At 71.3% G+C, this 18805-nt stretch carries 15 protein-coding genes; 8 read left to right on the forward strand and 7 right to left on the reverse strand.

Annotated elements, in window-relative coordinates:
• Positions 1-223: 223 nt before the first annotated feature.
• Both ACFV3I_RS10965 and zapE read right to left on the reverse strand, forming a co-directional pair.
• On the reverse strand, positions 224-1462 hold the full coding sequence (locus tag ACFV3I_RS10965) for an ammonium transporter (RefSeq protein WP_136033071.1): 1239 nt from the start codon (positions 1460-1462) through the stop codon (positions 224-226).
• 135 nt (positions 1463-1597) lie between these two features.
• Positions 1598-2629: a cell division protein ZapE gene (zapE, locus tag ACFV3I_RS10970; RefSeq protein WP_247638820.1), complete on the reverse strand. Its 1032-nt coding sequence runs from the start codon at positions 2627-2629 to the stop codon at positions 1598-1600.
• Between the two features lie 146 nt (positions 2630-2775).
• On the opposite strand from zapE, the gene ACFV3I_RS10975 reads away from it, so the two are divergent.
• On the forward strand, positions 2776-3669 hold the full coding sequence (locus ACFV3I_RS10975) for a sulfurtransferase (protein ID WP_247638821.1): 894 nt from the start codon (positions 2776-2778) through the stop codon (positions 3667-3669).
• Positions 3670-3688: 19 nt separating this feature from the next.
• Positions 3689-4120, forward strand: a complete 432-nt coding sequence (locus tag ACFV3I_RS10980; RefSeq protein WP_136036107.1) for a SufE family protein — start codon at positions 3689-3691, stop codon at positions 4118-4120.
• Here ACFV3I_RS10980 and ACFV3I_RS10985 read toward each other — a convergent pair.
• Entirely contained in the window at positions 4104-5258 is a 1155-nt protein-coding gene (locus ACFV3I_RS10985) for a S9 family peptidase (RefSeq protein ID WP_247638822.1), read from the reverse strand. The genes ACFV3I_RS10980 and ACFV3I_RS10985 overlap by 17 nt on opposite strands.
• A gap of 25 nt (positions 5259-5283) precedes the next feature.
• Between ACFV3I_RS10985 and ACFV3I_RS10990 the strand changes: the two genes are divergently transcribed.
• The 4 genes from ACFV3I_RS10990 (at position 5284) to ACFV3I_RS11005 (ending at position 10470) form a co-directional block, all read left to right on the forward strand.
• Complete coding sequence (locus ACFV3I_RS10990; protein WP_378822804.1) at positions 5284-5865, forward strand: DUF3000 domain-containing protein; 582 nt, start codon at positions 5284-5286, stop codon at positions 5863-5865.
• Complete coding sequence (locus ACFV3I_RS10995) at positions 5858-7051, forward strand: HRDC domain-containing protein (protein ID WP_136033058.1); 1194 nt, start codon at positions 5858-5860, stop codon at positions 7049-7051. Before ACFV3I_RS10990 ends, ACFV3I_RS10995 begins: the two co-directional genes overlap by 8 nt.
• A 75-nt stretch (positions 7052-7126) precedes the next feature.
• Complete coding sequence (locus ACFV3I_RS11000) at positions 7127-8332, forward strand: thiolase family protein (RefSeq protein WP_136036104.1); 1206 nt, start codon at positions 7127-7129, stop codon at positions 8330-8332.
• Positions 8329-10470 (forward strand): 3-hydroxyacyl-CoA dehydrogenase NAD-binding domain-containing protein, encoded by a 2142-nt coding sequence (locus ACFV3I_RS11005; RefSeq protein ID WP_378822806.1) that lies wholly within the window; start codon positions 8329-8331, stop codon positions 10468-10470. Before ACFV3I_RS11000 ends, ACFV3I_RS11005 begins: the two co-directional genes overlap by 4 nt.
• Here ACFV3I_RS11005 and ACFV3I_RS11010 read toward each other — a convergent pair whose 3' ends face one another.
• Genes ACFV3I_RS11010 through ACFV3I_RS11020 form a run of 3 tightly spaced genes read right to left on the reverse strand, consistent with a single transcriptional unit; the run spans position 10471 to position 14669 of the window.
• Positions 10471-12135 (reverse strand): GMC family oxidoreductase, encoded by a 1665-nt coding sequence (locus tag ACFV3I_RS11010; protein ID WP_247638824.1) that lies wholly within the window; start codon positions 12133-12135, stop codon positions 10471-10473.
• On the reverse strand, positions 12125-13039 hold the full coding sequence (locus ACFV3I_RS11015) for a YegS/Rv2252/BmrU family lipid kinase (protein WP_247638825.1): 915 nt from the start codon (positions 13037-13039) through the stop codon (positions 12125-12127). Before ACFV3I_RS11015 ends, ACFV3I_RS11010 begins: the two co-directional genes overlap by 11 nt.
• 1 nt (position 13040) lies before the next feature.
• Positions 13041-14669, reverse strand: a complete 1629-nt coding sequence (locus ACFV3I_RS11020; RefSeq protein WP_247638826.1) for an FAD-binding oxidoreductase — start codon at positions 14667-14669, stop codon at positions 13041-13043.
• A 53-nt stretch (positions 14670-14722) separates the two neighbouring features.
• On the opposite strand from ACFV3I_RS11020, the gene ACFV3I_RS11025 reads away from it, so the two are divergent.
• Positions 14723-15283, forward strand: a complete 561-nt coding sequence (locus ACFV3I_RS11025) for a TetR/AcrR family transcriptional regulator (RefSeq protein WP_247638827.1) — start codon at positions 14723-14725, stop codon at positions 15281-15283.
• Positions 15280-16737, forward strand: a complete 1458-nt coding sequence (locus tag ACFV3I_RS11030; protein WP_378822811.1) for a glycerol-3-phosphate dehydrogenase/oxidase — start codon at positions 15280-15282, stop codon at positions 16735-16737. Before ACFV3I_RS11025 ends, ACFV3I_RS11030 begins: the two co-directional genes overlap by 4 nt.
• Before the next feature lie 19 nt (positions 16738-16756).
• Here ACFV3I_RS11030 and dxs read toward each other — a convergent pair whose 3' ends face one another.
• Complete coding sequence (gene dxs, locus ACFV3I_RS11035; protein WP_136036100.1) at positions 16757-18697, reverse strand: 1-deoxy-D-xylulose-5-phosphate synthase; 1941 nt, start codon at positions 18695-18697, stop codon at positions 16757-16759.
• Positions 18698-18805 lie beyond the last annotated feature (108 nt).

Raw genomic sequence — 18805 nt, forward strand, 5'->3', positions numbered from 1 at the left:
TGGGGGGGGTGGGGGGGGGGGGGGGGGGGGGGGGGTGTGCGGCGGGTGGGGGGGGGGGGGGGGGGGGGTTTGGTTGGTGGGGGGGGGGGGGGGGGGTGGGGGGTGTCTTCCCGGGTGGGCGTTCCCCCCCCCCCCCCGACCGGAGTTCACCGCCTTGAGCAGGATCTCCGCGAGTGTCGTCAGGATGCCGTTGGTCTTGCCCACACGGTCACCCTAACCGCGATCACGCGTCCGCGAGCGCGTAGCCCTCCTCGCCGTGGACGACCTGGTCGACGCCGGCGATCTCGTCCTCGCTCGTGATACGGAAGCCGATCGTCTTCTGGATCGCGAAGCCGATCACGAAGGCCACCACGAAGGAGTAGATCAGCACGCCGAGCGCGGCGATCACCTGGACCGCGAGCTGACGGGCGTCGCCGCCCACGAACAGGCCGGTGCCGGTGGCGAAGAAGCCGAGGTACACGGTGCCGATGAGGCCGCCGACGAGGTGGATGCCCACGACGTCGAGCGAGTCGTCGAAGCCCAGGCGGAACTTCAGCTCGACGGCCAGCGCGCACACCACACCGGCGACCGCGCCCAGCAGCAGCGACCAGCCGGGCGTGAGGTTGGCGCAGGCCGGGGTGATCGCGACCAGACCCGCCACGGCACCCGAGGCGGCGCCGACCGAGGTCGCCTTGCCGTCCTTGATGCGCTCGATCAGGATCCAGCCGAGGATCGCCGCCGCCGTCGCACCGAGCGTGTTCAGGCCGATGAGCCCGACGCCGCCCATGTCCTCCGCGAGCCACTCGGCACCGGCGTTGAATCCGAACCAGCCGAACCACAGCAGCGCGGCGCCCAGCAGCGTCAGCGGCACGTTGTGCGGCTTGAGGATGCCCTTCTGGAAGCCGATGCGCTTGCCGAGCACGAGCGCCAGGGCGAGAGCAGCTGCACCCGCGTTGATGTGCACCGCGGTCCCACCGGCGTAGTCGATGACGCCGATGCCGCTGTCCTCCCCGAACAGCGTCGTGCCGAGGTTCATGATCCAACCGCCACCCCAGACCCAGGCCGCCACCGGGAAGTAGCCGACCGTGGCGAACACGCCAGCGAAGATCAGCCAGCTGCCGAACTTGGCGCGGTCGGCGATGGCGCCGGAGATCAGGGCGACCGTGATGATCGCGAACGTGGCACCGTAGGCGACGCCCAGGAGCGCGACGTTCGATCCCTCGCCCGATGCCAGGTTGGACAGGCCGAAGTCGGCGAACGGGTTGCCCGCGAACGCGGTCGGGCTGTCGACGGCGCTCATCGAGAAGCCGAAGAGAATCCACAGCACGGCGACGAGTCCGATGGAGCCGAAGCTCATCATCATCATGCTGACGACGCTCTTCGCCTTGACGAGACCGCCGTAGAAGAAGGCGACGCCGGGCGTCATGAGCAGAACGAGCGCCGTCGCGGTGATCGCCCACGAGATGTTGCCGGGAGCATCCATAAGGAAAACCTCACATCCGAAGTAATTGAGAGCTTCAGTGTGACCACGCACGGTTTCGCCCATGCGTGAGGTTTGTTTCCCCGCTGTTACAGCGTGCGCTCCGGTGTGAACATCGCGTTACGCGGCCCTTCGGGCTTACGCAGAATGCGTGAGGGCGTTGAGGCGGGAGATGGCGCGCAGGTACTTCTTGCGATATCCGCCGGCGAGCATCTCGTCGGAGAACACCGCGTCCAGACCCAGGCCGGTCGCGACGATGGGGAGCTGCGCGTCGTACACCCGGTCGACGAACGCCACGAAGCGCAGCGCCTCGGACTGATCCGTCAGCTGGCGCACGCCGCGGAGGCCCACCAGCGCGAGGCCGTCGATGAGGCGGATGTACCGCGAGGGGTGCACCTGGGCGAGGTGCCGGATCAGATCGTCGAACGCGTCGTCGGACGCGGGCCCCTCGGCCCCGTCGATCGCTGCCGCGTAGGCCGCATCATCCCGGACGACCGCGTGGCCGTCGATCGCCCGCTGACGGAAGTCCACGCCGTCGATGCGCAGCGTTTGGAAGCTGTCGGACATCGCGTGGATCTCGCGCAGGAAGTCCTGCGCGGCGAAGCGCCCCTCCCCCAGCGCGTTCGGCGGCGTGTTCGACGTCGCGGCGAGCTTGGTCCCGGTGGGCACCAGCTCGCCCAGCAGCCGCGTCATGACCATGGTGTCGCCCGGGTCGTCGAGCTCGAATTCGTCGATGCACAGCAGATCGGCGCCCTTGAGCAGGTCGACCGTGTTCTTGTAGCCGAGGGCCCCGACGAGCGCCGTGTACTCGATGAACGACCCGAAGTACTTCCGGCGGGCGGGCATCGCGTGGTAGATCGACGCGAGCAGGTGCGTCTTGCCGACACCGAAGCCACCGTCGAGGTAGACGCCCGGCTTGAGCTCCGGCTCCTTCTTCGCCCTGCTGAACAGTCCCCCGCGCTTGACCGGGGCGCCGCGGCCCGAGAAGCGCAGCAGCGTCTGCTTCGCCTCCTCCTGCGAGGGATACGCGGGGTCGGCGCGGTAGCTGTCGAACGTGGCCTCGTCGAACTGGGGCGGCGGCACCAGGCTCGCGAGCATCTCGGGCCCGGTGACGGTGGGCGTGCGGTCGGTGAGGTGCACGGTGCCGGAGCGGGTGGTCGGGTCGGTCATCACGGTCCTGAATCAGGCGGCGGCCTGTGTCGAAGTCTTACGGATCCGGTGCCGGGGGCACGGGGAGCATCTATCGTCGAAAGAGACGGATCAACACTACGCCGTCTTACCCGACCGCTCGCCCGCTCACCCGCTACGGAGACCCCATGGCCATCGAGTTCGACTCCTCCTCCTCCAAGTTCGCCGAGTATGCCGAGCCCGGACGGCTCGTGACGACGCAGTGGCTGGCGGAGCGGCTCGGCGCTCCCGGGCTCGTCGTGGTGGAGTCGGACGAGGATGTGTTGCTCTACGAGACCGGCCACATCCCCGGTGCCGTGAAGGTCGACTGGCACACGGAGCTGAACGACCCCGTGGTCAGGGACTACGTCGACGGCGAGGGCTTCGCGGCGCTGCTGAGCCGCAAGGGCATCGCCCGCGACGACACGGTCGTGATCTACGGCGACAAGAACAACTGGTGGGCGGCATACGCGCTGTGGGTGTTCTCGCTCTTCGGGCACGAGGACGTGCGACTGCTCGACGGAGGCCGTGACCGCTGGATCGCGGAGGGTCGCGAGCTGACCCGCGAGGTCACCGAGCGCCCGACGACCGAGTACCCGGTGGTGGAGCGCGACGACTCCGTGATCCGCGCCTATAAGGAGGACGTCCTCGCCCACCTCGGCAACCCGCTCATCGACGTCCGCTCCCCCGAGGAGTACAGCGGCGAGAGGACCACCGCCCCCGCCTACCCGGAGGAGGGCACGCTGCGCGCCGGCCACATCCCGACCGCGCAGAGCGTGCCGTGGGCCAAGGCGGTCGCGGAGGACGGCGGCTTCAAGAGCCGTGCCGAGCTCGAGGCGATCTACCGCGACGGCGCCGGGCTGAAGGACGGCGACGACGTGGTGGCCTACTGCCGGATCGGCGAGCGGTCGAGCCACACCTGGTTCGTGCTGAAGCACCTTCTCGGCTTCGAGAACGTGCGCAACTACGACGGTTCCTGGACCGAGTGGGGCAGCGCGGTGCGCGTTCCGATCGTCACCGGAGCCGAGCCCGGCACGGTCTGACCGTGGGACAATGGCGGGGATGAGCGCCACCGACCTGCCCGACACCCTCGCCGAGATCCGCGACGGGTTCCTGGAGACTCCCGAGGCCGACCGTCTCCTGCTGCTCCTCGAGTTCGCTGACGAGCTGCCTCCCGTCTCGGAGGAGGTCGCGAACCACCCCGAGATGTGCGAGCGCGTCGCCGAGTGCCAGTCGCCCGTGTACATCTACGTCGAGGTGAACGACGACATCGTGACGATGCACGCGACCGCACCGGAGGAGGCGCCCACCACGCGCGGCTTCGCGAGCATCCTCGTGCAGGGCATCACGGGCCTCACCTCCGACCAGGTCCTGGCGATCCCGGAGGACTACCCCCAGTCGATCGGGCTCACCAAGGCCGTGTCTCCGCTGCGCATCGGCGGGATGACGGGCATGCTCATGCGCGCCAAGAACCAGGTCAGGCAGAAGCGCTGAGACCCTGGTCCGCCAGCCACGTCGTGATCGCGGTGCTCCAGCCCCGCTCGTCGTAGTTCCACAGCTTCGTGTGACGGGCGACGGTGAACCGCGGCATCGTGACCAGGTCGGGTCGCGCCTCCTGCAACGCCCGTGACGCGTCGACGGGCACGAAGCCGTCGTCGTCGCTGTGCAGGATCAGGATCGGCGCGGCGAGCTCGTCGGCGCGCGCGACCATGTCGAGCCGGTCGAACAGGATCGGCTCGTCGGCGCCGCTCAACCGCGCCGTGAGCGGCAGTTGCAGGGCGCTCATCGCCAGGTCGGGCAGCGGGGGCCGGACGCGGAGGAGCTTCGCCTGGAAGCGCAGCACCGTGCGCCAGTCCACCACCGGGGACTCGAGGATGACGCCGGCGATCCGGTGCCGGTTGCCCGAGCTCACCGAGGCCTGCAGCGACACCGCGCCGCCCATGGACCAGCCCATCAGCACGACATGCTCGGCGCCGTGGCGCAGCGCGTAGGCGATGGCGGCGTCGACGTCGCGCCACTCGGACGCCCCGAGGGCGTAGGCGCCGGCCCGCGTGCGCGGTGCCTCGCCGTCGTTGCGGTACGACACCACGAGGTTCGGCAGCCCGGCGGCGTGCAGCACGGGCACCGCGCGGAGGCACTCCGACCTGGTCGTGCCGCGGCCGTGCACCTGGATCACCCAGGTGGACGACGACGCCGGGAAGAACCAGGCGGGGCACGGCCCGGCGGGCGAGCCGATCAGCACGTTCTCCCACCGCAGGTGCAGCTCGCTGGGAGAGGTGTAGTAGGAACCGCTGAAGGAGGCGCCGCGGTCGACGCTGGCGCCCGGCTCGATTTTGGTGAGCAGCTTGCGACGCACCGTCGTGCTGTCCGCGCTCAGCACGGCCCCGAGCTTCACGTAGCCGTAGGTCCCGGTGGTGAAGAGCCCGTAGCGCCCGGGCAGCTCGGTGTCGAGAGTGCGACCGAGCTCGATGGTCTGCGCACCGGTGTCGATCGCGAGGATCTCCGTGTCTGGCACCTTGCGCATCGGGGTGACCACGCGTCGCGCGACGGCGAGCACCAGGAATCCGGCGGCGGCTCCCAGCGCGAGGAGCGCGGGGACAATGAACTGGGCGGCGTGCCTGAGACTCTTCATCGCCTTCCGACTCTAGCCTGTTGCCGTGACCGCACATCCCGAGGCCGGGACGCCCTTCGACAGCGCCGTCGCCGAACTGCGTGAGACCGCGTTCCGCGATGACATCACGGTGCGCGAGATCCCGACGCCGCAGGGCCTCGCCCCGTTCGCGATCGCGCTCTCCGCCGATGTGCGGCCCGGCGAGGACGGCGACTCCGTGTACGGCACCGGCCGGTTCATCCTGCTCCACGATCCCGACGAGCCGGATGCCTGGGGCGGCGCCTGGCGCATCGTGATCTTCGCGCAGGCGCCGCTGGAGACGGAGATCGGCACCGACCCGCTGCTGGCCGACGTGACGTGGTCGTGGCTGGTGGACGCGCTCGACTCGCGCGGCGCGGTCTATCGCGCGCCGTCGGGCACCTCGACCAAGACGCTGTCCAAGGGTTTCGGCGGCCTGGCCGACGAGGGTGACGGGGCACAGATAGAATTGCGGGCGTCCTGGACACCGGATGGCCCCTTCCGACCGCACGTCGAAGCGTGGGCCGAGCTGGTCGGCATGCTGGCGGGACTTCCGCCGGGCTCCGAGGGCATCGCCGTGACCGGCGCGCGAAAGGCTGTACGTGACTGAATACTCCGTGATCTCCGACACCGAGGAGTTCCTGGCGGCGTGCGCGGCGCTCGTGGCGGGGTCCGGCCCCGTGGCGGTCGACGTCGAGCGGGCGTCCGGTTTCCGCTACTCGCAGCGGGCCTACCTGGTGCAGGTGTTCCGTCGCGACAGCGGCGTCTTCCTGTTCGATCCTCCGGCGATCGGTGACATGGGCGCACTGCAGACCGCGATCGGCGATGTGGAGTGGGTGCTGCACGCCGCGAGTCAGGACCTGCCGTCGCTGCGGGAGCTGCACCTCGAGCCGCGCACGATCTTCGACACGGAGCTGGCGGCGCGGCTGCTCGGTCACGACCGCGTCGGGCTCGCGGCGGTGGTGGAGGACACACTGGGCATCACGCTGAAGAAGGAGCACTCGGCGGCTGACTGGTCGACCCGTCCGCTCCCCGCCGCCTGGCTCGAGTACGCCGCGCTCGACGTGCTGCACCTGGTGGACGTGCGCGACGCCCTGGTCGCCGAGCTCGAGGAGCAGGGCAAGACCGACTTCGCCGCCCAGGAGTTCGCGGCCACGCTGGCGCGCACGCCCAAGGCCCCGCGCGAAGATCCGTGGCGGCGCCTCAGCGGGTTGCACCAGGTGCGCGGCGCCCGTAACCTCGCCGTCGCCCGCGCCCTGTGGGAGGCGCGGGAGATGTACGCGCAGCAGCAGGACATCTCCCCCGGAAGGCTCGTCCCCGACCGCTCGCTCGTGGCGGCCGTGCTCGCCAACCCCGCGTCGAAGCAGGCGCTGGCCGGCATCAAGGAGTTCCAGGGTCGCGCGAGCCGCACCCAGCTCGACCGCTGGTGGCAGGCCATCGTCGACGGTCGCGCGGCCGAGCAGCTGCCGCGCGAGCGCGTCCCCAGCGACACCCTTCCCCCGCCGCGCGCCTGGTCCGATCGGAACCCCGAGGCGGACGCACGGTTGAAGGCCGCACGCCCCGCGGTCGAGGCGGTGGCGGAGGAGCTGGGCATGCCCACCGAGAATCTCCTCACGCCCGACTACCTGCGCCGCGTGTGCTGGGACTCCCCCGGCACCACCGCGGCGGAGATCGGCGACGCCCTCGCCGCGCTCGGTGCGCGTCCCTGGCAGATTGAACAGACCGCACAGAAGATCGCGGACGCCTTTGTAGAGGCGGCGCAAGCGCCCGACACCACCTCCCCGACCGCTTCGTAGGTTCGATCCAACCGATTCCTCCCGGTTTTCACGGTTTCCTAGACTGAGGTCAACCCCAAGAAACCTGGAGGCAGAGTGGCCGAGATCTCGGACGTCTTCTTCGTCGATGGCGTGCGCACCCCGTTCGGGCGCGCCGGCGAAAAAGGCATGTACTGGAACACCCGCGCGGATGACCTCGCCGTCAAGGCGACCATCGGGCTGATGGAGCGCAACGCCGCCGTGCCGGCCGACCGCATCGACGATGTCGCCATCGCGGCGACCAGCCAGACCGGTGACCAGGGGCTCACGCTCGGCCGGTCCGTCGCGATCCTGGCCGGTCTCCCCCAGACGGTGCCCGGACTCGCGGTGGAGCGCATGTGCGCGGGCGCGATGACCAGCGTCACCACGATGGGCGCGTCGATCGGCGTCGGCATGTACGACCTCGCCCTCGCGGGTGGCGTCGAGCACATGGGCCACCACCCGATCGGCTCCAACGCCGACCCCAACCCGCGCTTCGTCGCTGAGAAGATGGTCGACCCTGGCGCGCTCAACATGGGTGTCACGGCGGAGCGCATCTTCGACCGGTTCCCGCACCTCACCAAGGAGCGCTCCGACCGCTTCGGCATGCTGAGCCAGCACAAGGTGCAGGCGGCGTACGACGCCGGCAAGATCCAGCCCGACCTGGTTCCCGTCGCGATCAAGGGCGCCGACGGCGCGTGGGGTCTGGCCACCGAGGACGAGGGCCGTCGCCCGCAGACCACGATGGAGGACCTCGCCGGGCTCAAGACGCCGTTCCGTCCGCACGGACGCGTCACGGCGGGCACGTCCTCGCCGTTGACCGACGGCGCGACCATGTCGCTGCTCGCCGGTGGGGGTGCGGTGAAGGAGCTCGGTCTCGCGCCGAAGATGCGCATGGTGTCGTTCGCCTTCGCGGGCGTGCAGCCGGAGATCATGGGCATCGGCCCGATCCCGTCCACGGAGAAGGCGCTCAAGAAGGCCGGACTCGACATCTCCGACATCGGGCTGTTCGAGCTGAATGAGGCGTTCGCGATCCAGGTGATCTCGCTCCTCGACCACTTCGGCATCGCCGACGACGACCCCCGCGTCAACCAGTGGGGCGGGGCGATCGCGCTCGGACACCCCCTCGCGGCCTCCGGCGTCCGACTGATGATCCAGCTCGCCGCACAGTTCGCCGAGCGTCCCGACGTCCGCTACGGCCTGACCGCGATGTGCGTCGGCCTCGGTCAGGGCGGCTCGGTCATCTGGGAGAACCCGCACTACGACGGAAAGAAGAAGAAGTGAGCTACGACGACGTCGACTTCTCGCCCATCCAGGCGCTGACGGAGGGCGAGGTGATCACGCACTCCCCCGTGCGCGACATCCGCCTCCCCTCCGGCAAGGTCCTCGCCCTCATCACCCTCGACAACGGCCGCGACCACACGCGCCCGAACACGCTCGGGCCGGCCACGCTCACCGAACTCGGCGAGACGCTGGACGCGCTGAAGGCACGGGCGGCGTCCGGGGAGATCCAGGCCGTCGGCATCACGGGCAAGCAATACATCCTGGCCGCCGGCGCCGACCTGTCCGACATCAGCAAGGTCGGCTCGCGCGACAACGCCCGCCTCATCGCGCAGCTCGGGCACCGGGTGCTCGGCAAGCTCGGTGAGCTCGGCGTGCCGTCGTTCGCGTTCGTGAACGGTCTGGCGCTCGGTGGAGGGCTGGAGATCGCGCTGAACTCCAGCTACCGCACCGTCGACGCCTCGGCCGCTGCCGTGGCGCTCCCCGAGGTGTTCCTCGGCATCATCCCCGGCTGGGGCGGCGCCTACCTGCTGCCGAACCTCATCGGCATCGAGAACGCGCTCGAGGTCGTCATCTCGAACCCGCTCAAGCAGAACCGCATGCTGAAGCCGCAGCAGGCGTTCGACCTGGGCATCTTCGACGCGATCTTCCCCGCCGCGAACTACCTCGAGAACTCGCTGACCTGGGCCGACGCGGTCCTCGGCGGCAAGAAGGTGGAGCGCAAGAACGAGCCGGGCAAGATCGAGCGGCTCACCAAGTGGCCGATCGCGATCAAGATGGCGCGCGGCATGCTCGAGTCGAAGATCGGCACCGTGCCGAAGTCGCCGTACGCGGCGCTCGACCTGCTCGACAAGGCCAAGAGCGGCACCAAGGCCGAGGGCTTCGCCCGCGAGGACGAGGCACTGGCCGAGCTCGTGACCGGCGATCAGTTCGCCGCCTCGATGTACGCCTTCGATCTCGTGCAGAAGCGGGCCAAGCGCGCGGTCGGCGCGCCCGACAAGGCGCTCGCGAAGAAGGTCACCAAGGTCGGCATCATCGGTGCCGGACTCATGGCGAGCCAGTTCGCGCTGCTCTTCGTGCGCAAGCTCCAGGTCCCCGTCCTCATCACCGACCTCGATCAGGCGCGGGTCGACAAGGGCGTGGCGTACATCCACGACGAGATCGGGAAGCTGGAGGGCAAGGGGCGCCTCGACGCCGACACCGCCAACAAGCTGCGCGCGCTGGTCACGGGCACGACCGACAAGAGCCTGTACGCCGACTGCGACTTCGTGATCGAGGCGGTCTTCGAAGAGGTCGGCGTCAAGCAGCAGGTCTTCGGCGAGATCGAGAAGATCGTGGCGGAGGACACCATCCTCGCCACGAACACCTCCTCGCTCTCGGTCGAGGAGATCGGCGCGACGCTCGCTCACCCGGAGCGCCTGGTCGGGTTCCACTTCTTCAACCCGGTCGCCGTCATGCCGCTGATCGAGATCGTCAAGACGCCGAGCACCTCCGAGGCCGCACTGTCCACGGCTTTCGTGGTCGCGAAGAACCTGGGCAAGAACGCGGTCCTGACCGCCGACGCACCCGGCTTCGTGGTGAACCGTCTGCTGGCCAAGGTCATGGGCGAGGCTGCGCGCGCGGTCTACGAGGGCACCCCGATCGCCGAGGTGGAGAAGGCGTTCGCGCCGCTCGGCCTGCCCATGGGGCCGTTCCAGCTGATCGACCTGGTCGGATGGAAGGTCGCCGCCCACGTGCAGGACACGATGGTGCACGCCTTCCCCGACCGGTTCTACGCGAACGAGAACTTCCACGCCCTCGCCGCGCTCGACCAGGTCGTGGAGAAGGACAAGGGCGGCCGGGTGGTCGGCTGGAGCAAGCAGGCCGAGAAGGTCATCAAGCCCGCACTCGGCAAGAGTCCGGCCTCTGCGGCGACCATCCTGCAGCGCGTGCAGGACGGCCTGGCGACGGAGATCAAGCTGATGCTGGACGAGGGCGTCGTGCCCGAGGTGGAGGACATCGACCTGTGCCTCATCCTCGGCGCAGGCTGGCCGTTCATCGACGGCGGCGCCTCGCCCTACCTCGACCGCGAGGGCGCTTCGGAACGCGCCTTCGGCGGCTCGTTCCACACGCCGCAGATCCGCGGCATCGAGAACCGCTGATCAGTCCGACGACGGGGGCCGTGCCGAGCGCGCGGCCCCCGTCGTCGCGTCCTGGGCAGGGCGCTCGTCGGGCTCCCCGCGGCGCGGCCAGTGCGACATCGCCCGTTCCGCCAGGGCGGTGATGGTGAGCGACGGGTTGACACCGGGGTTCGCGGGGACCGCAGCACCGTCCACGACGTGCAGCCCGGGATGACCCCAGACGCGGTGGTACTCGTCCACGACGCCGGTCTCCGGGGCCGAGGAGATGACCGCCCCGCCGAGGAAGTGCGCCGTCAGCGGGATCCCGAACACCTCCGGCCACGACCCGCGCGCCTCGGCACGGATCCCGCTCTCCTGCTCGAGCCGCGCCGCGATCGCCTGCGCCGCACGGTGTGCCTCCGGCAGGTGACTCGGGTTCGGCGCACCGTGCCCCTGCGCGCTGGTCAGACGCCAGCGCCCGAACCGCCGCCGCAGCGACAGCGTGAGGGAGTTGTCGGCGGTCTGCATGACGAGGGCGATGATCCCGCGCTCGCTCCACCGCCGGAGCGACCCGAGCCGGACCGCGGTGACCGGTGCGCGGAGGATTCCCCGCACGAGCGCTGCCAGGCGTCCGGGCAGCGACCTCTCCCCCGGCACGAGCACGGTGGCCAGAGCTCCCATCAGGTTCGACCCCGGACCGTAGCGGACGTTCTCGACGTGGGTGCGCTCGTCCACGTGGAAGGACGTCGTGATCGCCACACCCCGCGCGAGCTGAAGCTGCTCCGGAACGCGCACGGCCACGGCGCCGTCGAGCGCCTCGGAGTTCGTGCGGGTCAGGCGCCCCACGGCGTCGGGTATCCGAGGGAGCGCGCCGGTGTGCTTCATCCGGTGCAGCAGCTGCTGCGTGCCCCAGGTGCCGGCGGCGAGCACGACCTCCCGCGCCGTCACGGTGCGGGCCCGGCGCCGCAGCCAGGCCCCGCTGCGCACGGTCGTGATCGCGAAGCCGCCCGTCGCCAGCTCCCGCACCTCGGTGACCGTGCGGAGGGGCTCGATCGCGACTCCGCGTCGCTCCGCCAGCGCGAGGTAGTTCTTCACCAGGGTGTTCTTCGCGCCGACGCGGCACCCCACCATGCAGTTGCCGCAGAGCGTGCACCCCGTGCGGTCGGGACCCTCCCCGCCGAAGTACGGATCGGGCACGCGGCGCCCCGGCTCGCCGAACCACACCCCGATGGGTGCCCGGCGGAAGCTCTCCCCCACGCCGAGGTCGTCCGCGGCTCCCGCCATGATCCGTTCGACCGGCCCGCTGTGCGGATACGCATCGACCACGCCGAGCATGCGCTTCGCGGTTGCGTAGTGCGGAGCGAGCGCCGCCCGCCAGTCACGGATCGAGCCCCACTGCGGGTCGGCGAAGAACGCGGGGCCCGGCTCGTAGAGCGTGTTGGCGTAGTTGAGCGAGCCTCCGCCCACACCGGCTCCCGCGAGGATCATGACGTGCGGGAGGCGGTGGATGCGCTGCACGCCGAAGCACCCGAGCGCGGGCGCCCACAGGTACCGGCGCACGTTCCAGCTCGTCTTCGCGAAGTCGTCGTCGGCGAAGCGCCGCCCGGCCTCGAACACGCGGACACGGTAGCCCTTCTCGCTCAGCCGCAGCGCCGCGACCGAGCCGCCGAAACCCGACCCCACGACCACGACGTCCTCATCGAACACGGGCGTCTCCCTCGCTCGGTGGGGTCATCATCGTCAGCGCACCCGTCCGCACGGAGATGGTGCAGACGTCCTCGCCCCGGCGCTCGCCGTCGGCGTACACCACGAGTCCGGGCGCGGCGACCGTGACGCGGCGCGCTGCCGTGTGCTGCACCTCGGGACGGGCCAGGTGTGCCCCGCGCAGCAGGAGGGGGAACAGCCGCACGAGTCGGGTGCGGCCGAGCGGTGCGACGCGGACGACGTCGAGCCGCCCGTCGTCGGGCAGGGCGCCGACGCACACCGGCATGCCTCCGCCGTAGCTGGCCGTGTTCCCGATGGCCACCAGAGTCCCCCGGGCGGTGATCGGCCGTTCGTCGTCGACCGTGACGGTGAAGTCGAGCGGCCGCAGCCGGACGAGCTCGATGAGCAGGGCCAGGTAGTACCGGAGGGCGCCGGAGGGCCAGCGCAGACGGTTGGTGCGGTCGCTCACCCTCGCGTCGAAGCCCAACGCCACGACCGTGAGGAAGGCGGCACGACCCGCGCGCGTCTCGACCTCACCCACGTCGATCGCCCGGGGCGTGCCGGTGAGGGCGAGTTCGACGGCTGCGGCGGCGTCGTGTCGCGGCAGGCCGAGCGCGCGGGCGAGGTCGTTGCCCGTCCCGGCGGGCACCAGGGTGATCGGGACGGCGGCGGCGCACACGACATCGAGGATCCCCGACAGCGTGCCGTCCCCGCCGACCACCACGAGCCCGTCCGGCCCGCCCACGAGGGCTTCAGACGCCAGCGCCGTCGTGTCCGCCGCCGAGTCCCCGACGTAGAGTCTGACGCTCGCGCCGCGCTGTCGAAGGTGTGCCACCGCGAGCTCGGTCAGACGGCGGCCGCGCCCCTTGCCCGCGCGGGGGTTCGACAGCACCGCGATGTGGCCCACGTCAGTCCCCCGCCGGGAGGGCAGCGGGGATCACGGCGCCCGGGTTCAGGAGCGCCTGCGGGTCGAGCTCGCGCTTGATCGCCGTGAGGATCCGCATCCCGGCCGGTCCGAGCTCCTGCGCCAGCCAGGGCGCGTGATCCCGTCCGACCGCGTGATGGTGGCTGATGGTGCCCCCGTGCGCGAGGATCGCGTCGTTCACGCGTGCCTTGACGGTCGTCCACACCGGGAGCGGATCGCTGCGGATCCCGGCCAGGACGGTGAAGTACAGCGACGCCCCCGTGGGGTACAGGTGCGAGACGTGGCACATCACGGTCGACCGGGCCCCCGCGTCGCGGAAGCCCTCGCGCAGGGCGGTCTCGACCGCGGCCTTCAGCGTCGCGAGCCCCGTCCAGGTGGTGGCGGTCTCGAGGGTCTCGCAGAACACACCGGCGTCGAGCAGGGAGTCGCGCAGGTAGGGCCCGTCGAATCGGCCGGCCGCCCACTCCTCCGCATCCCCTGCGCCCGACGACGTCCCGCCCGCCGCGCGCAGCAGCGCGGTCGTCCGGGCGCGCCGCGCGTCGATGTCATCGCCCTCGTACACGGTCACGACGCTGGCGCCGCGCGCGATCGCCTTCCCGATCCGGCCGACCTGCGCGAGACCGACGGCGGTCTCGGCCTCGTCGGACAGACGGATCACGGTGGGACCCGCGCCGTGCTGCGCGACGCGGCGGAGTCCGTCGACCCCGTGCGCGAAGTCGGGGAACGACCATGACTCGAACACCCGCTCGGCGGGCACGGGGTGCACGCGCACGCGGACCTCGGTGATGACGCCGAAGATGCCCTCCGACCCCAGGAACAGCCGGATCAGGTCGGGTCCCGCGGCGGATCCGGGAGCCCGGCCGAGCTCGAGGTCGCCCGTCGGTGTCGCGACCCGGAGCCCGGTGACCATGGTGTCGAAGCGTCCGTACCCTGAGGAGTTCTGGCCCGACGAACGCGCGGCCGCGAAGCCGCCGATGGTCGCATAGCGGAAGCTCTGCGGGTAGTGTCCCAGCTCGAGCCCGTGCGCTGCCAGCTGCGCCTCGGCGTCGGGGCCGGTCGTCCCGGCCGCGAACACCGCCTCGCCGCTGAGCGCATCGACGCGCAGCAGGCCGCGCAGGCGGCGCAGATCCAGGCTGATCACGGCGCGGTGCGGCCCGCGCTCCGGATCGAGCGCGCCGACCACGCTCGTGCCCCCGCCGTAGGGGATCACCGCGATGTCGCGCTCCCCGGCCACGGCGAGGCATGCCATGACCTGAGCGTGGTCGGCGGGGAGCACGACCCCGTCCGGCACGCGTTGATCGCGCTCGCGGCGCCGCAGCAGGTCCGGGGTGGAGCGCCCGCCGGCGTGACGGATCCTCGCCTCGTCCGCGTGGTCCACCCCGTCGACGCCGACGACGGCCGCGAACGCCGCCCGGTCGTCGTCGGTGAGCGCGCTCGGTCGGACGCGCACCTCCGCGAGCGACGGCGGCGGCGCAGGGCGGCGCACTCGCCCCAGCAGCAGCGGGATCAGGGCTCGCACGGCGCGCGGAAGCTCCTTCGCCTTCGCCGGATCGCCCCAGCCGTTCCACCGCATGGGCTCCTGTTCGGCGGCCCTGCCGATCTCGTCCTGCATGCGTTACAGTGTGACACATCATGGAAGAACGTCAACCTGTCGGAGTCCCACCCGTGTGGGAACCGACGCAGACGCGGGTCCTCGACGCGGCCGACGAGCTCATCGTGCGCACCGGCATCCACGGGGTCACGATCGCAGCGCTCGCGCGCCGCTCCGGACTCAGCCGTCCGACGATCTACCGCACCTGGAGCGATGCCGACGACGTAGTGCGCGCCGCTCTGCTGCGGCGCGTCGGAACCCTCATCGGACGCTTCTCCGCGGTCGCGGACACCCGAGCCGCCCTGGTCGACGACATCCTGACGTTCACGGCCCTGTTCCGCGCCGACGACGTCTACGCCCGGCTGCTCGACGAGGAGCCGGAGGCCTTCACGCGCTACACGCTGCAGCGCGTCGGGTCGAGCCAACGGCTCATCCTCGGCTGGCTCGCCGCAGCCATCGGACGGGGCCAGAGGCACGGGTCCGTGCGGGCCGGAGCGCCCGAGGAGATCGCCGTGATGCTGCTCCTGATCGCCCAGTCGGCCGTGCTGTCGCACGCGACCGTGGCCGACCTGATCGACGAGGACGCGTGGGAGCGCGAGCTCCGCGCCGCCGTGGACGGGCACCTGCGACCGTGACCGACCCCGCCACCGCCCTCCACGCCGCCCGCCGCCGACGCGATCTCGCCGCGGGAGCGGAGGAGACCTGCGACGTGCTGGTGGTCGGCGGAGGCATCACCGGTGTCGGTGCGGCTCTCGACGCCGCCTCACGCGGACTCCGCGTCACACTGATCGAGGCCGAAGACCTCGCGTTCGGCACGAGCCGCTTCAGCTCGAAGCTCGTACACGGCGGACTGCGCTATCTCGCCACCGGTGATGTCGCCACCGCGAACGAGAGTGCGCTCGAACGACACCTGCTGATGACGGTGATCGCGCCGCACCTCATCCGTCCGCTGCCGCAGCTGCTGCCGTTCGCCGCCGGGGTGACGCTCCGCCAGCGCTCCGCCGGTTCGATGGGCATGGCCATGGGCGACGCGCTGCGACTGCGCGCCAGGACGCCGCGTCGGGTGCTGCCACCGCCGCGACTGGTGGGGCCGCGCGAGGCCCAGCGGCTGTTCCCCGCTCTGCGTCGCCGTGACCTGCGCGGCGGCGTGCTCGGCTTCGACGGGCAGCTGGTCGATGACGCCGCGCTCGTGGTCGCTGTCGCACGGACGGCGGCGGGGCGGGGCGCGCGCATCCTCACACGGGTGCGGGCGGAGGAGCTGCACGACGGTGGAGCGACCGTCGTCGACACGCTCACGGGCGAGCGGCTCGAGCTGCGCGCCCGGGCCGTCGTGAACGCCACCGGCGTCTGGGCGGGAACGCTCGACGACAGCATCCGCGTGCGCCCGAGCCGCGGCACGCACCTCGTGCTCGACGCGGACGACCTGGGCCGCCCGACCGCGGCGTTGACCGTTCCCCGGGAGGGCTCGATCAGCCGCTACGTGTTCGCGCTGCCGCAGCGCCACGGGCGGGTGATCGTGGGGCTGACCGACGAGGACGCCGCCGGGCCGGTCCCGCGCGTCGCCGCGCCCACCGAGCCCGAGATCGCGTCGCTGCTCGCCACGCTGAACCGACTGCTGGCGACCCCCCTCACGCGAGACCACGTCCGCGGGGCGTTCGCCGGACTGCGGCCCCTGGTGGACAACGGCGCCGCGTCGTCCGCGGACGTGTCCCGGCGGCACCTGGTGCACGTCTCCCCCGGCGGGTTCGTGTCGGTGCTCGGCGGGAAGCTCACGACCTACCGTCGGATGGCCGAGGACGCGGTCGACCTCGCCCTGCGTCACCGCGGGATCGACGCACCGCCCAGCAGCACCGCGGCTCTGCGGCTCGTGGAGGACACGGGCGCGCGGTGGGGTGCACCGGACGACACGTCGGATCCGCCCGCACTCCCACGCGCCGCGGTCGAGTTCGCCGTGCGGTGCGAGGGCGCGCTGACCGCGGACGACGTCCTGGAACGACGCAGCCGCCTCGCGCTGGTCACCGCCGACGCGGAGCGCGCACGACCGACCGTCGAGCACATCGTCGCGGAGACCCTCGCCGATCTGGACTGATCCCGCCGCGGGCCCCGGATCAGTGGCGCTCGTGCAGCGGGAGGTCGATCGTACCGGTCTCTCCCGCGTGGCGCGCCTTGGGGATGCGCGTCCCGAGCACCTGCGCCACCACGTCCTGGGCGATCTTCGACGCGGTGAGCCCCGCATCCGCGAGGATCTGGTCGCGCGACGCGTGGTCGAGGAACTCGTCGGGCAGCCCCAGCTCGTCCACGGCCGTGTCGATCCCGGCCTCGCGCAGCACCTGGCGCACGCGCGTGCCGATGCCGCCGACGCGGATGCCGTCCTCCAGGGTGATGACCAGGCGATGACGAGCGGCGTGCTCGACGACCGACGGCTGCACCGGGATCGCCCAGCGCGGGTCGAGCACCGTCGCACCGATGCCCTGCGCGCGGAGGCGGTCCGCCACATCGAGGGCGAGCTCGGCGAACGGGCCGATCGCGACGATGAGCACGTCTTCGCTCTCCCCCCTGGCCAGCACGTCGACTCCGTCAGCGAGGCGCTCGATCGCCGGGAGGTCGGGCGCGACCTCCCCCTTCGGGAACCGGATCACGGTGGGCGCGTCCTCGACGGCGACCGCCTCGTCCAGCGCCTCGGTGAGTCGCACGCCGTCGCGCGGCGCGGCGATGCGGATGTGCGGCACGATCTGCAGCATCGCGAGGTCCCACATGCCGTGATGGCTCGGACCGTCGGGACCGGTGACCCCGGCCCGGTCGAGCACGAAGGTGACGCCGGCACGGTGCAGCGCGACGTCCATGAGCACCTGATCGAAGGCGCGGCCCATGAAGGTCGCGTACACCGCGACCACCGGGTGCAGCCCGCCGTAGGCGAGTCCGGCCGCCGAGGCCACGGCGTGCTGCTCGGCGATACCCACGTCGTAGACCCGATCCGGGAAGCGCTCGGCAAAGGGGGCCAGGCCGGTCGGCCGCAGCATCGCCGCGGTGATCGCGATCACGTCGGAGCGCCGTTCGCCCACGTCGACCAGCGCGTCGGAGAACACGTCGGTCCATCCGCGCCCGCCGGAGGACAGCGTCTCCCCGGTCGTGGGGTCGATGCGCCCGACCGCGTGGAACTGATCGGCGTCGTCGTCGCGCGCGGGCTGGTACCCGCGCCCCTTCTCGGTGATGGCGTGCACGATGACGGGCGCGCCGTACGACTTCGCGAGCTCCAGGGTCTCCAGCAGGGCCGGGAGGTCGTGGCCGTCCACCGGGCCGAGGTACTTGATGTCGAGGTTCGAGTAGAGGGCCTCGTTGTTCGTGAAGCGGGAGAGGAAGCCGTGCGTGCCACCCCGCACCCCACGGAACACGGCCCTGCCGACGGGGCCGAACGCGCGGAACAGACGGTCGGACTTGTGGTGGAGGTCCTTGTACGCGGCCGCCGTGCGGACCCGGTTCAGGTAGCGCGACATCCCGCCGATCGTGGGTGCGTAGGAGCGGCCGTTGTCGTTGACGACGATCACCAGGTTGCGGTCGTTGTCGTCGGAGATGTTGTTCAGCGCCTCCCAGGTCATGCCGCCGGTGAGCGCACCGTCGCCCACGACGGCGACCACATGCCGGTCGGCGCGTCCGGTCGCGGTGAGGGCGCGGGACACGCCGTCTGCCCAGCTCAGCGAGCTCGAGGCGTGGGAGGACTCGACCACGTCGTGCGGGCTCTCGCCGCGCTGCGGGTAGCCGGCCAGACCGCCGCGCACGCGCAGTCCGGAGAAGTCCTGGCGCCCCGTGAGCAGCTTGTGCACGTAGGACTGATGCCCGGTGTCGAAGATGAAGGGGTCGTCGGGAGACGAGAACACGCGGTGGAGGGCGATGGTGAGCTCCACGACGCCGAGGTTCGGCCCCAGGTGGCCCCCGGTACGGGAGACGTTCTCGACGAGGAACGTGCGGATCTCGGAGGCGAGTTCTTCCAGTTGCTCTGGCGACAGGCGGTCCAGGTCGCGGGGTCCAGAGATGCTCGGAAGAATGGGCATCTGCGCCTCCTCACAGGCTTCGACAGAGACGCCCGTCACGGGTGCGAGCGCCTACCGATCCTACCTCGCGGAGTCGGAGAAGCCGCCGAGGACGACGCCCCCTTGACA

The sequence above is a fragment of the Microbacterium sp. NPDC059771 genome (assembly GCF_042732495.1).
GTDB lineage: Bacteria > Actinomycetota > Actinomycetes > Actinomycetales > Microbacteriaceae > Microbacterium > Microbacterium sufflavum.